Source organism: Bacteroides sp. (assembly GCF_052357945.1).
GTDB lineage: Bacteria > Bacteroidota > Bacteroidia > Bacteroidales > Bacteroidaceae > Bacteroides.
On sequence record NZ_DAWCXD010000134.1, the window covers coordinates 1 to 13,251 of the forward strand.

The 13,251-nt window shown below is 43.3% G+C and carries 10 protein-coding genes; all 10 read right to left on the reverse strand.

Annotated features, from left to right (window positions below; genetic code table 11):
• Positions 1 to 329: 329 nt before the first annotated feature.
• Positions 330 to 1,364, reverse strand: a complete 1,035-nt coding sequence (locus ACT8YW_RS18275) for a DUF4857 domain-containing protein (protein ID WP_444106641.1) — start codon at positions 1,362 to 1,364, stop codon at positions 330 to 332.
• Between the two features lie 42 nt (positions 1,365 to 1,406).
• Positions 1,407 to 2,075, reverse strand: coding sequence for a hypothetical protein (locus tag ACT8YW_RS18280; RefSeq protein ID WP_004305102.1), 669 nt, complete (start codon positions 2,073 to 2,075; stop codon positions 1,407 to 1,409).
• Positions 2,076 to 2,099: 24 nt separating this feature from the next.
• Entirely contained in the window at positions 2,100 to 2,987 is an 888-nt protein-coding gene (locus tag ACT8YW_RS18285) for an ABC transporter ATP-binding protein (RefSeq protein ID WP_444106643.1), read from the reverse strand.
• A gap of 22 nt (positions 2,988 to 3,009) precedes the next feature.
• Positions 3,010 to 3,576 (reverse strand): PepSY-associated TM helix domain-containing protein, encoded by a 567-nt coding sequence (locus ACT8YW_RS18290; protein WP_004305100.1) that lies wholly within the window; start codon positions 3,574 to 3,576, stop codon positions 3,010 to 3,012.
• On the reverse strand, positions 3,563 to 4,150 hold the full coding sequence (locus tag ACT8YW_RS18295; RefSeq protein WP_444106645.1) for a hypothetical protein: 588 nt from the start codon (positions 4,148 to 4,150) through the stop codon (positions 3,563 to 3,565). Before ACT8YW_RS18295 ends, ACT8YW_RS18290 begins: the two co-directional genes overlap by 14 nt.
• Before the next feature lie 203 nt (positions 4,151 to 4,353).
• On the reverse strand, positions 4,354 to 5,979 hold the full coding sequence (locus ACT8YW_RS18300) for a fimbrillin family protein (protein WP_138293766.1): 1,626 nt from the start codon (positions 5,977 to 5,979) through the stop codon (positions 4,354 to 4,356).
• Positions 5,980 to 6,014: 35 nt separating this feature from the next.
• Positions 6,015 to 7,526: a DUF6850 family outer membrane beta-barrel protein gene (locus ACT8YW_RS18305; protein WP_444106647.1), complete on the reverse strand. Its 1,512-nt coding sequence runs from the start codon at positions 7,524 to 7,526 to the stop codon at positions 6,015 to 6,017.
• Positions 7,519 to 8,751 carry a DUF4876 domain-containing protein gene (locus ACT8YW_RS18310; protein WP_342382621.1) on the reverse strand — a complete coding sequence of 411 codons (1,233 nt, stop codon included), beginning with the start codon at positions 8,749 to 8,751 and terminating at the stop codon, positions 7,519 to 7,521. Before ACT8YW_RS18310 ends, ACT8YW_RS18305 begins: the two co-directional genes overlap by 8 nt.
• A 4-nt stretch (positions 8,752 to 8,755) precedes the next feature.
• Positions 8,756 to 11,593: a TonB-dependent receptor gene (locus tag ACT8YW_RS18315; protein WP_444106649.1), complete on the reverse strand. Its 2,838-nt coding sequence runs from the start codon at positions 11,591 to 11,593 to the stop codon at positions 8,756 to 8,758.
• A gap of 241 nt (positions 11,594 to 11,834) precedes the next feature.
• Positions 11,835 to 12,842, reverse strand: a complete 1,008-nt coding sequence (locus ACT8YW_RS18320) for an aspartate-semialdehyde dehydrogenase (RefSeq protein ID WP_217932133.1) — start codon at positions 12,840 to 12,842, stop codon at positions 11,835 to 11,837.
• Between the last annotated feature and the right edge of the window lie 409 nt (positions 12,843 to 13,251).

Consider the following 13,251-nt stretch of genomic DNA (forward strand, 5'->3'; position numbering starts at 1 on the left):
GGGAGCGAACAATTATAGAACAATATGATGAAGATACTTAGGAAAGCAAATGCTTTGTAAACTTTCATACGGTTTTTAATTTGAGTTTTTTCGTTTTACCGTATTTGTTTGTGTATAATGCAGAAGCAATTGCGGTCTGAATATTTGAATGAGTCGGCAAAGATAAACTTTCTTGCTGGAAAAAGCCCATACTTACAGAAGAAAAGATTGTAATTCTTTTTGTTTCCTATACACGCATGGGAAGAAAACAGTAAGGGACTACCCTAAGTCATATTTAATAGATTGACTTTTGATAGTCCCTTACAACTGTTACATTCAATATGGGAATACTATTCGAAACGTGGCATTACATATTTATCAGTATAAGATGTGAAAGTAATACCGGGCATGGAATGAGTAGACGATGCGTTCTCTAATTTTTTAATCAATGAATAATCGTCGGCATTCAATGCGTAATAATTATCAGAGGTCGGAGTAGTCACACGTACCGTCCAATCGAACATATTACCGATAATGGTTAATGCATCCGTTTCGGGATTGAATACAGGAATTCCTGTTTTCACTACTTCGTATGTCCGGTTTTGCAGTACGTAGAAAGCATTGTTGACATCGGTCATGAAAGCAAGTGTTTTCTTATTTCTGAACTCTGTCAGATACAGATGTTCCAGTGTCAGTCCTTCAGGCAAGGTGATGGCACGAACATACGGACGCCCTTTCACCTGTTTCAGATGAAACAGACGGCGGTCGGCATCCAATAGAAGATAACCTTCGTCATATTCCTTTTTCACCGTTGGATTTCCTACGATCTCTGTTGCCGGGAAACGAAACTCCTTTTTAGTCATAGCTTCGGTAAACTGAAGACTCTTGTCTTCCTTTACGCTGTTGGAGGCCATGTCGATAAACTCGATTCCTTTGGAGGTGATGCGGAATACGTCATCCGGCATTTTCAGGTCTACACGTCCTGACATGGATTCCATCAGAGGATAAAGTCCGATGGAAGGCGCATTGATATCCGAAGGTACACTGCGGAAATTGAAGTTCTCCGTCTGCACCATTTTGGGAGTCACTGCGATTCCTTGAATGGTATCCGGAAAACGCTCATCGGACATCAACTGACGAAAATAAAACATAGGCAGGATACTGTCGAAAGCTGCTTCCGAATAAATATTACCTGCCAGGTCGCGACGCACGCTTCCTTTTCCCTCTTCCTGTCCCATCTGTGCGAAATCGCCAATTACGAAACTGTACAGGGTAAAGGGAGTCTTCTCCGGCTTTACGACAAAGAAATTGTAACACCAGGGCAACTGCCAGAGAAGCAGAAAAGCGATGGTTACATATAATAATATAGTACTGAAACGTCTCATTACTCAATCTTTTAATTTTTAGTCTTTAATTTTTAATTGTTCCTAGTCCTGCTTTCCGGCCTTGAATCGTACGATAGAAAGCCACGAGAAAGAAGCTGTCAACAAAGTATAAACCACTAAATAAGGGAGGAACTTGTTATATGCTTCCGGTGTGGGCGACAGAAAGAAGATCCGGAGTAACAATACAGCGATAATGAGATTCAGAATACGACGTTTCCATGCCGGTTCGAGGCAGATCCATGCGACGAGCAGGTAGCCGGAAATCCCGGCAAGATACCACGTTAAAGCGGTGAGCAATATGTGGTTCTTCAGTTCATGGGCAAGTATTCCATTCAGGTATACTTCCATCAACAGGAAATTGGAAGCGAAGCAGACAAGTAGCAACACTAATCCCGAAAGTAGCATATTACCTGTCATCTTCAACTCCGGATAAGGCAGATGGAGAGTCAGTTTCAGGCATTTGCGCTGCATTTCGGGAACAAATTGCACAATAGCCATCAAAATTCCCGCAATCAGAGGGATATATTGCAACATATCAATGAAGATGACATCTCGTTGCAGCATCACTTCCCACACATGAGCAGCCCCTTTCATTTCTACCACCCGGTTGATGCGGAGCATACAGTAGCCTGTAAAACCAAGTGTGGCGAGCACGGCAAGTAGAAAATACCACCGTGTCTTTATCCATTCTTTATAAAATATAGCGTACATTGTTTTTATCAATTATCAACGATTCTAGTATTTGCCTGTCAGGCCGATAAATGCATCCTCCAAATTTACCTGTTCACTATGAAAATTAGTGTAAGGCACTGACATTGATTTCAGTTTTGCTTCTGTCTCTGTCGGTTGCAGAAAGGAGAAAGTCTCCAACTGGTTTCGCATGACAGAAGGATGATAGAAATCATCAGACGCAGGAAGTTCATAACCTTCGGGAATAGTGAAAGTGTAGCGACGTCCTTTTTCCAGTAATTCGACGATTGGTTTCTGAATCAGTATCTTTCCGTAGTCCATGATAATACAGTCATCAACGAGTCGTTCCATATCCTGAATGATATGTGAGGTCAGGAAGACGGTTTTCTCTTCCGAGCGGGCATAGTCACGGAGATAGTCGACAAACAAGCGGCGGTAACCGGGATCGAGTCCGAGTGAGAAGTCGTCCAATACTAGAAGTTCCGGGTTTTGTGCAAGGATAAGTCCGAGGGCAACTTGTGAGCGCTGTCCGCATGACATACGTGAGATACGTTGTCCGGGAGCGACTTTCAACTTATTCATCAGTTCATAGTACGCTTCCTTTTTCCATTGACCGGGGTAGAAAGCTGCGTAGAATTTCTCTATCTCGGTGATGGTCATGAATTGATATTGCACATGACCTTCGATGAGCAGTCCGATATTGCGACGCAGAGCCGGTGCCATTGTCTGAATCTCCTGTCCGAAGATGCGACATTCCCCTGAACGGGGTTTCAGGTAACCGCTCAAGATATTGATAGTGGTGGTCTTGCCTGTACCGTTCTTTCCCAACAGTCCCAGGATGCGTCCTTTGGGTACTGTGAAACTAAGATTTTCGTAAATCAACCGTTTGCCGTAATAGTGCGTCAGATTGTTACATTCGATAATATGTTCCATTTGATTTTATCTGTTATTCTATTCAAAAGAAGAAAAGGAAAAGAATGGGAATCAAGATTCCGACAATGACTTCGATCCCTCCTCTGCCGATAATGCCCTTATTCCCTTTCAGCATGATAATGCCGGAGAGAGTAATGATAATAAGAGCGATGGCGAAAATATCCGCGAAGTAAGTCCACCATTGTCCCGGGTTGTAATGTAAACGGGACATTGCTCCGATAAGCGGGCGGCGGGTGACGGATTCATATACCGCTTCTCCTGTCTTCACGTTTACCAGGAGATTGGAGCCGCCTTTCAGGAATACTTTCATTACGTCCGTTTTCGGGAAGTAATATTTGGTATAGTTGCCGCTTTCTCCCAATGGTTCCAGGAGAGTGAGCACTTTCTCCTTATTCATTCCTGCTTTATCCGGTAGCTTTTCTGCTATCTTATACTCTTTCCGTGTGATGGAGAAGTTCGGATTAATAGTGTCACGGTGATTCATTACAATTCCGGAAATGGCATATATCAATACCATTCCGGAAAAGAAAAATGATAAGTCACGGTGTATGAGTCGACTCCACTTACGGATGTTACTACTCCACTTCATACGAATTAGCTTCCATGAAATAGAAAGATAAATACTCTTTTCCTGTTTCTGCCTTGCGGTCGGCTATTTTTGCACGGAAATCTGCAATGCGGGCTTCAGGGCTGTTGGCTGTTTCACCACGTGCTTTCTTTTCAGAGTCGCATCCGGCTTCACCGGTTCCGTGTTTCTCGGCAGCCTGTGCTTTGAGTTGCGCTTCCCAGTTCTGGAGGTAGGCTTCGTCAATGCGTTGTTCTTTCAGTGTTCCGGTAACACGAACGATGGAGTTCACGCATTTAGGATCGAATGCTCCCAAAGTGCCCGCTTCTACACGGATCACTTGGGTATCGTCGCTACCCATCAGGAAGATTTTCTTTGCGCCATGTTTGCAGGTATGTGTGCAGACGCCTTCAATGGTCACTTCTTGTCCTGCAAGGCTTTCGGCATTGGCAAGAAGAGAATCAATTTCCAAGGCGGAAGATGCAGACTGTTCTGTAGTCGCTTCTGATACGCTTTTCTGTTGTTTGTTACCACATGAAGTTCCGATAAAAGTCATTGCCATGATGGCAATTGCGATTGTTAGCTTTTTTGTTTTCATTGTTCTTGCTTCGTTTTTATATAGTTTGTAATCTGTTTATCGTTTGTTTATAGCTTATCATAGTTCGCCTTACGGGCGAGGAGTCTTAACCTTACTTGAGACTTTTAGTTTCCCGGTGTGAAACTGGTAGTTTCAAACCTTGAAACTGTTGGTTTCTCACCGAGAAACTAAAGGTTTCAAGGCATGAAACAAATATTAGTCTTTTAGTTGCCGGCTTGATCCCTTATGCAACGAACTTGCATACCGGCTTTAATGCTAACATAAGATAATGATAATCTGCCTTCCGGATACTTGGTTGCATTGATTGTACTCATTAATCCAAAGAACTGTATATTGGTTAGTAGGCCGCTGGTACTATTGTATATGGGTTTGTAGGCGGTCGAAGTCATGAGATAATTCATTGCCGGTTTTCCATGCCACGCAGCTTGAATCTTGGCGTCATCTGCTATTGCAGTTTTTTGGTAGCTGCCGGCGCCTGTAAGACTTGTTGCCATACGAACACCGGAGAATTGGTAATTGAATCCTGCATCCATCAGTGATGATATTTTGGCTCCATCATAAGCTGCATCATAAAAAAGAGCTTTATCACCATCAGCCGGTACCTTGCCGTCGGCATCATTCGTTGTTTTTCCTACCAGATTAAAGTACTCCAGACGTGTCGGTATGTGCCATCCTTTCGGGCAGATTCCTTGTGCTCCTTCAAAGGAGGTCAGATTACTATCAGTAATTTCTTTACCACCCAGTGCAGCCTGGAAATCATATAGATAACCTAATTCTTTTATGGCACTTTCTTTTGTTGTAGCTACGGTTGCACCGTCGGCTGTGATTTCATACGGATACCAAACATGGCTATCAGCAGTTGGATCACTTGAAGGAGTATACCCTTTCGGTAAATAAATAAGCGGTTCAGCCATCCATGTCGTACCGTTTGAGAGAGTTACAGTCTTATATTTTACATTATCATACAGGAAATAGTTCTGATCGAGATGTTCCTCGAAAGGAATCTCATTATCAGCTCCAATTTCACCCTCATCTGTCCAGTTTTCAATGTCACCACTAAGTTTGACTTCTATATCGTCAGGTAACACGCGAATGTTCACACTGTATTGTCCTCCTTGTGCCAAAGTGGTAGATGTGAGCTTCTGTGACAAGGTCTTGCCGTCAGATGTTGCTACTTCAAGCGTCAAGGCTACTGTTTGGGGAACGATAATGGCGCGGTATGTCTCATTCGCTTTAACGGCTTGTGCAACAATGCTTGTTGCGGAGGCGTTTGCATCAGCAGTCACTGTGAGAGCACTCAAATCAAGAGTTGCAGTCGGGATGGAACCTTTCAATGCGATAGACGAGATGTTAGCTTCTACTTCCTTTGTTACATTAATCACTAATTTAGTAAACATGTGTTTGAAGTTCATGCTTATAACGTTGGTAGTCGGAAGTACATCCGATTTCTTTGCTGCCATAAAATCTGACGCTCCATATCCACTAGTCTGATCGGTTTCAACAGTAAATGAAGCCGGAGTATTACCCTCTTTATAGGGATAATAGGCTACTATTTGCGATTTGTCATTTCCTTCCGGGTACCAGAGTAAATCGCCTGCAAATACTCCGTCATTGTATGTCATCTGTTTATTCTCTGCATATACGAAGTCACCGTTTTGGGTGATTGTAACACCGATTTTATCTCCGGTTTCAAAGTTAACTTCCGTAGCACGTGTAATAATGGGAGAGATAGTAATGCGACTGTTTGCAGGAGTCGTAGCTTCGTTCTCTTCCTGCTGACAAGAGACCAAAAGCGCTGCCGCGAAGATAAATGTCAAACTCTTTTTCATTGCTTAATAATTTAGTTTATTTATATTCATTGTTCTCAAAAAGTATATCCTAATTTGATAGTCTCGTTCCAACGGTTCGAACCATCTATATATTGCAGGTTGAAACCGTGCGTATAACTACCCTGTACTTCCGCATAAATTCCATAGTTGAAATGATAGCGCAATCCGAGATGAAATGTCGCTTGTGGGGCGGTTGCATATTCATTTTTCAGATTGTAATAATCAGTCAGCCGATAAGGCGGATCACCCGGTTCCGTATCTGTTGCCGTAGTCCTGTTTTTCTCGGTAAAGTTTCCTATGGCAAAGGATGCAGCCGCTTTCAGGTCGAGTTTCCCCAGATGAAATACGCTGGAGATATAAGTCTGGCTACAAATCATCTTTTCCGAAACCACATAAGGATACATCTGTGTGGTCAGTCGTCTGAATGTTGATATATTCGTTCCCAGGCGAAGTTCCGTGCGGGGACTAATCAATTCATATTCGGGATGGACGGAGAAAACATCCTGCTCAAAAATACGATTGGAACCGTGTACGTGAGTGGTCGTTATCCCGTTTACCGTTTCCTTGGTTATCACATTCTCATTGTTGACCAGATGTGACCATTGCAAGTTCAGTCGTAGAAAATGCTCTTTCTTTCCCTGTTTGAAATGATAACTCAAATGGGAGGTAATCCGGTGGGTTGGAAATTTAAACCAGATAGCATCTCTTTCACCGGCAGAACCTGAAGAATATGTGTATTCTGCATCTCCGTAAAATCCTTTCCATTGAAGTTGCACGGCTACCCCGTTCGACAATTCTTTGATGGGGAAACCGTTGACACCCGATTCACTAAGATGGATTCCACTCCCGTCCCATGCCTCGTAAGCTCCATACATAAGTCCTTTATCCAGAAAAGCATTGTAAGAGTTTTCGGCTGTACCGATGACTTCTGCTTTCACAGATTCACTGTTTTTACCGAGAATATAGGAAAAGCCGATCGCCATGTCTCCCGAATGATACATGACGCTGGGGGCTATTTTCAAATCCAGTCGGTAATTGGTATGCCGCAAGTCCTTTCGTTTGGAATAGTTGGAAGCGGCAAAGTCTATCTTTCCTCCTAATCGCCAGTTGGGTGAAATATCAGTTGCAATACCACCCATGAAAGTGTAAGTTTGCAAGTCTTTACGTCCGGGTGTGAACTCCAGGAGGTCTACGGGATAAAATCCTGGGTGGATAAACATCGAACCGCTCATATCCTTGCCTGAAGTATGATCGAATGAGAACGAACCCGTCAGTGAATAACCTTTCAGATGAGTGATGGACTTTGCTACCGCTCCGGCACTCCATGCTTCTTTTGCTTCGTAATAGTTGCGGAAATCACCGTGGTTATTCTTTCCGTACAGTTCGGCATAGGAAGCAGAAATACTGTCCATCATGATACCTGTGACATTTGTCCCGGCATTCCAGGAGTTACGCCGTTCGATGATGTCATAAGTCTGCGCCGAAACTCCGGATGTCAGACATAGGATCCAAAGGCCTGTTATATATATTTTCTTCATCTCACTCATGCAAAGATTGTTTTTCCCGTTCATAAAAATCGGTAGAAGAGTTGTTTGTATCTACCAGTACTTCGTAACCCGCTTCCTGTGTCGCTTCTTCATCCACATGACGGTATAAACTGCGTCCGTTGTATGTGGCACTTTGAGTGACATATCCCGCATCGATGGATGGAGAAATACGCTTTTTATTGTTGGAAGAACCGCCATAATATACTTCCGTGCCATCAATCACCCAGTCGAGTGGTATTGCTATCACCTGATCCGTAGTGCTTCCCGGTTTTTGTATGACGCTTCCCTCTTTTAGAACGAAGTCCTGTATCGTGGTATCCTTGGCTTTAAAAATAACCGCGGCAGGAGAAAATATCGAGAATGAATAGGCGTTCGCCTGACCAGTCTTCAACACTACGTTCAGGTAATGATCCGGTGTGATCTGGTCGCCCGGAGCCGGATGATACTGTGTGTTCGGAAAATAAACATTATTATAGCATACAAAATATCCGGGTTTGTTCAGGTTGACAGATTGCGGATATTGTGCCGCATGGTCAACCGCTCCGTTGATGGCAATCACTGCATCTTCTCCCGGCTGAAGCGGGAATGTTTTACCGGTACCGCCAAATTGCCATATACACTGAACGATGGGAGCAAAGTCCTTGAAGATGGTTGCTCCGGTTGCTTCATCCTGTGTCACCCATACATTAGTGGCTTGTGAATTGTAAGGGTCGAGTGCTCCGAAGCATAAACTATCCAGATATTGCACTTCCGAGTCGTTATTATGCAGGATAATGTACTTGTCGGACTGATAATTTCCTTCCAGCGGTAACTTTGTGCATCCTCCGCAGTAAATCTCTTTAATAATGATCGTCCCGGCCTTGGAATGAATGAGCGGGAGATTAAGAGACATGTCTCCGCTGGTTAGTTTGACATTATCGGCTAATCCGTTGAAAATATCCTTTCCGTCTTTGTCGCTGACTTGTACGCGGTATATACCTTTAGTCAAAGAGAATTGTGCGACTCCATTCTTGTCGGTTTTAGCCTTGTAAGAATTTCCACGGTCGACATCTTCAATCTTTACGGTCACTCCTTCCCGGAGATGATCCGTGTATCCGTCCGGATATACGGCAGTAACTTGCAAGCTGTGCAACTGGTTGTCATACGGATTCTCTTTATCGATATCCGTGCATCCTGCAAAGATGCCAGTCACTGTTAGTAATAATATGTAGATGGATTGCTTCATATAGTTAGAATTTGATACGGCAAGTAAGTCCATAATAGAAATCCGGGGTGAAGAGAGCGCTAACACCCGTTGCATGAGATTTTACATAAGGCCGTGAGTTGGTGAAATTAATCGCATTGAGAGAAAGGGATACATAGTCTCCAATCTCTTTAGTGATATTGATATTGGCAGAAAAATAAGGATCATATCCGTCTGCTGCAAATGTATAGGCATTGCCCGATTTACGTATCAGATAGGAGAATTCCGGATTCGCGGCTTCCGCTGATGTGAAAGGATGCATCTCATTATTCAGGTCGAGGTATGCCACCGGCCAGATGGCAGTATAAGAGTCACCGTCATAGATGCTTCCTCCGGTTTGGGTATTACTGCTTTCGCTCACATTGAAAGCATATTCTTTTCCTTGATACTCGGAGATGTTCTGCGAACGCTTCACGAGCGAAGCTTCCAGTCGGCACGAGATAATCAGTCTGGCTTTCGGAATACGGGTGATGGCTGTGATATTGGCATCCAGCGAGTGGGTACGCTTGCCGTTGGCGGTAGTCGATAAATTGTCGCCATTGGCGTAGATACCTACATATTGGTAAGAACGATTGGCAAGACTGGTGTGCGACCATCCATTCTGATAATAATACGATAAAGAGTTGTCGATGTATTTCGTATAAGTATAAGCGGCATCTATCCGGAATTGCGTGCGAATCGGGGTGATTTCCGGGAAATCAACAATCATTTCCGCTCCGCGACGAATCACGTCCATTCCATTGTCGGGAGAAGTTGACTTTACAAAAGTCTGGTCAGTCACTTTGACATCCATAGGAGTCCAGTAACTGGATGCATTGTCGCGTATGTAAACCATCCCTGTCTGGTTATCTACATTGATTTGCGGGTTAGTCGGCATCGTGAATCCATCCGGCAATTGGAGCACATCGTAGGAGAACGGAGTATAAGTACTTGTGTACTTATACGGCAGCTTGGTGCGGTTGAAATAACCGACTAATGAAATCCGGGTACGGGCGATGTTGACGTCCAGACCGATTTCTGCGTTCTGATTTCGTTGCCAGCGTAGGTTCTCATTGTGCAATAACGTGTAGGGCTGACTATAATATATATAAGATGATTCAATCTTATTATAGGAAAAGCCGAAAGTCTGTATATCCCGATATTCCTGTTTGGGATACAAGGTATAGAAAGAGGGTAGCTTTTCGGTAATTCCCCAGCCACCGCGGATAGCGATATATTCGTTCAACTGCCATCTGGCATTGAAACGCGGAGACAGAGTATTCAGATTTTTATATTTCGTTCCCTTGATAAACAAATGTTCCCAACGTACCCCTGCCATCAGTCTAAGCATGGTGTTTCCCACAGGAAATGAGAGACTTTCTTCTGCATAAAGTGAAACATTATGCATATATGGATAAGTAGTGTAAGGACGGGGACGATAACCGTTCGGAGCCAATGCTGGGTCTTTGTAATATTCTCCTTCGCCCACATTGCCTGTTGCTTTCCATTGAACGCCCGCTTTCAGGTTGCTGTTTACAGTCTTAAATCGTCTGTTCCATTCATATTTTAACGATGCGGCATAATCCAGTTCTCTGGAGTCGATGATTTGGTCGGCAAAGTAAGTATATGGCAGTTTGTTTGCCATAAAATATCCTTCCTCCGTGGCATGAACAGTCGGTTGCTCCGATGCATACGAGTAGAACGTATGCGCGTGGGAGTTGTTATCATTGTAGTATATTGATGCGTCGAACTTAAGGTTGGTTATCCACGATTTGTTGAGCAGCCAGGCCAGTGAAGTGTTTGCCCGGAATACGTTATCTCTCACTTTGTTGTATTCTCCCGAATAGGCATCAGGATCATCTTTGGTATTCATTCCTCCGATATTGCCTGTAACACCGATGTCGAATCTCAATACGTTACGGAACGTGTTGCTATATCCGGCAGAGAATCCTCTTCTTATATAAGAAGAATAGGGAGATACCAACTTTTGAGTAGCCTTGGTCCACTCACCGCTTATGTTGATGACACCTTTATCGTTTCCTAAATCCAATCCTTTAACAAATGAAACCTGTTCGGTGCGAGGATTGATAGATAGCAATATGTTCCAGGGTGTTTTCCCTTTCCGGGTGTGAATCTTGACCATACCACTATTCAAGTCTCCATATTCTGCCGAAGGCACTCCGGTGATGACTTCCACCGATTCAATATCTGCAACAGTGATATTCCGGGTATCCACTCCGCTCATATTGCCAAACGAACCATTGTTTCCAATACGAACTCCATCCACTTCTACGGCTGTTCCAAATGCGGCATTACCGGCTGTTGACCCTCCGTCGCGTAATGAGAAGATATTATTGGCGGTAAGATCCGGCACTTTAGTCTTTCCTCCCGGAAGGAGAGCGGAGATATCGCTCACGTTGGACACCTGTAGATGTTCCAATGCATGATTTCCGATAGTGAGCGTTGTGTTTAATTCATTTTTGGGTGCTTGTGCAGTGATGACTACATCATCCAGTGCAAGTGTATTTTCTTTGAGTATGATAGGAAGGTTATTGATATTGCTGCGTACATTTACGGGAATTGTTACCGGTACATAACCAAGAAAAGAAACCTCCAGATTATATTTCCCTTCCTGTACTCCTTGTATCGTAAATTCTCCTTTCTGATTGGATACGGCCCACAAATAGGTACCTTTAATGAGAATAGAAGTACCAGGCAGGGGGGAATTCGTTTTTGCCTCGGTCACACGTCCCGAGATTGTATAGATGTTTGAATTAGCTGTGGCCTCAAATAAATTGAAAAAGAGTAGCCCCCAAAATGCTATATTAAAAAGACAATACTTCATAGATAAATTTTGCGCAAAATTCGATAAAAACCGAGTTTATATCAATCACTATAAATAGTTGTTTTCACAAATCTTAATACCTGCAACTGGGGATATTTTACCTAATAATAGGTACCTTTTCTTTAATAGGTAATTTAGAAAATAAAAAAACGGCTTGCATTGCGATCACTATCACATTGCAAGCCGGTTGATTTATTTGGCTTATCTGTCATTGACCGGATATTATATCCAGTCTATTGTATTAGATATTTTTTACTTTAATCAGATATTCGGCAATCTGAACAGCATTCAGGGCAGCGCCTTTCTTGATCTGGTCACCTACAATCCAGAAAGTCAATCCGTTTTCGTTTGTCAGGTCTTTGCGGATACGGCCTACATATACCGGGTCTTTACCTGCCAGGAACAACGGCATCGGGTATTCTTTTTCGGCAGGATTGTCCTGAAGAACCAGACCTTCACCGTTAGCGAATGCTTCACGAGCCTCTTCTACGGAAATCGGACGTTCAGTTTCTACCCAAATACTTTCAGAGTGAGCACGTAATGCAGGAACACGTACACAAGTTGCACTAACTTTTACGTCAGAATGCATGATCTTGCGTGTTTCATTATACATCTTCATCTCTTCTTTCGTATAACCGTTTTCTGTAAACACGTCGATCTGCGGAATCAGGTTAAAAGCCAACTGATAGGCAAACTTCTCTACAGTCACAGGTTCGTTTGCCAATACCTGACGATATTGTTCGTATAATTCGTCCATAGCAGCGGCACCCGCGCCACTTGCTGCCTGATAGGTAGACACGTGCACGGTTTTTATATGAGAAAGCTGTTCGATGGCTTTCAGTGCAACTACCATCTGGATAGTCGTACAATTCGGGTTGGCGATAACGCCGCGCGGACGTTCCAGTGCATCCTCTGCATTTACTTCAGGCACTACCAAAGGCACATCGGCATCCATACGAAAAGCGCTGGAGTTGTCGATCATCACAGCACCATACTTGGTGATTGTTTTTTCGAACTCCTTGGATGTTCCTGCACCAGCAGAAGTGAAAGCAATGTCTACCCCTTTAAAGTCATCGTTGTGTTGTAAGAGTTTCACCTCGATCTGTTTACCGCGGAAAGTATAGGTTGTTCCGGCACTACGTTTAGAACCGAACAAAACTAACTCGTCCATCGGGAAGTTTCTCTCATCGAGCACGCGCAGGAACTCTTGTCCTACGGCTCCGCTTACGCCAACAATAGCTACTTTCATCTTTTTCTTTTGTTAAATTGTGAATATTGAATTTCTCTTCTTATCCTGTCGAATAGAAAAGATTTGGCTGCAAAATTATAACAATTTAGCATATAAACATCGCTTTTGAGAGAAATATTTCAGTCTTTTGGTGGATTTCTTTAACCTTACGTATAATCAAGTGTAGTTGTTGGATCGGATAAACGTACCAAAAGGGATGCGTTCTCCGTCGCGATGCGAATCGGATTGGTTTCGTAGCCTGATAAGATTATCTTTATTGCCTAATATTACTTCGTTTAACTATAGTATAACACAAGGATAACTATAGTCTCCCTTGCGTATAACTATAGTCATACGCAAGAGACACTATAGTAGACAGGGCAGACGCATTATATTTTTTACTATATTCTCCTTTGTTATTTCTCTTCTA

Coding starts and splice junctions, on each gene's coding strand:
- ACT8YW_RS18305 (WP_444106647.1), bottom strand. CDS start 7,526: ATGAGTGAGATGAAGAAAATATATATAACAGGCCTTTGGATCCTATGT.
- ACT8YW_RS18280 (WP_004305102.1), bottom strand. CDS start 2,075: ATGTACGCTATATTTTATAAAGAATGGATAAAGACACGGTGGTATTTT.
- ACT8YW_RS18290 (WP_004305100.1), bottom strand. CDS start 3,576: ATGAAGTGGAGTAGTAACATCCGTAAGTGGAGTCGACTCATACACCGT.
- ACT8YW_RS18275 (WP_444106641.1), bottom strand. CDS start 1,364: ATGAGACGTTTCAGTACTATATTATTATATGTAACCATCGCTTTTCTG.
- ACT8YW_RS18315 (WP_444106649.1), bottom strand. CDS start 11,593: ATGAAGTATTGTCTTTTTAATATAGCATTTTGGGGGCTACTCTTTTTC.
- ACT8YW_RS18310 (WP_342382621.1), bottom strand. CDS start 8,751: ATGAAGCAATCCATCTACATATTATTACTAACAGTGACTGGCATCTTT.
- ACT8YW_RS18320 (WP_217932133.1), bottom strand. CDS start 12,842: ATGAAAGTAGCTATTGTTGGCGTAAGCGGAGCCGTAGGACAAGAGTTC.
- ACT8YW_RS18285 (WP_444106643.1), bottom strand. CDS start 2,987: ATGGAACATATTATCGAATGTAACAATCTGACGCACTATTACGGCAAA.
- ACT8YW_RS18300 (WP_138293766.1), bottom strand. CDS start 5,979: ATGAAAAAGAGTTTGACATTTATCTTCGCGGCAGCGCTTTTGGTCTCT.
- ACT8YW_RS18295 (WP_444106645.1), bottom strand. CDS start 4,150: ATGAAAACAAAAAAGCTAACAATCGCAATTGCCATCATGGCAATGACT.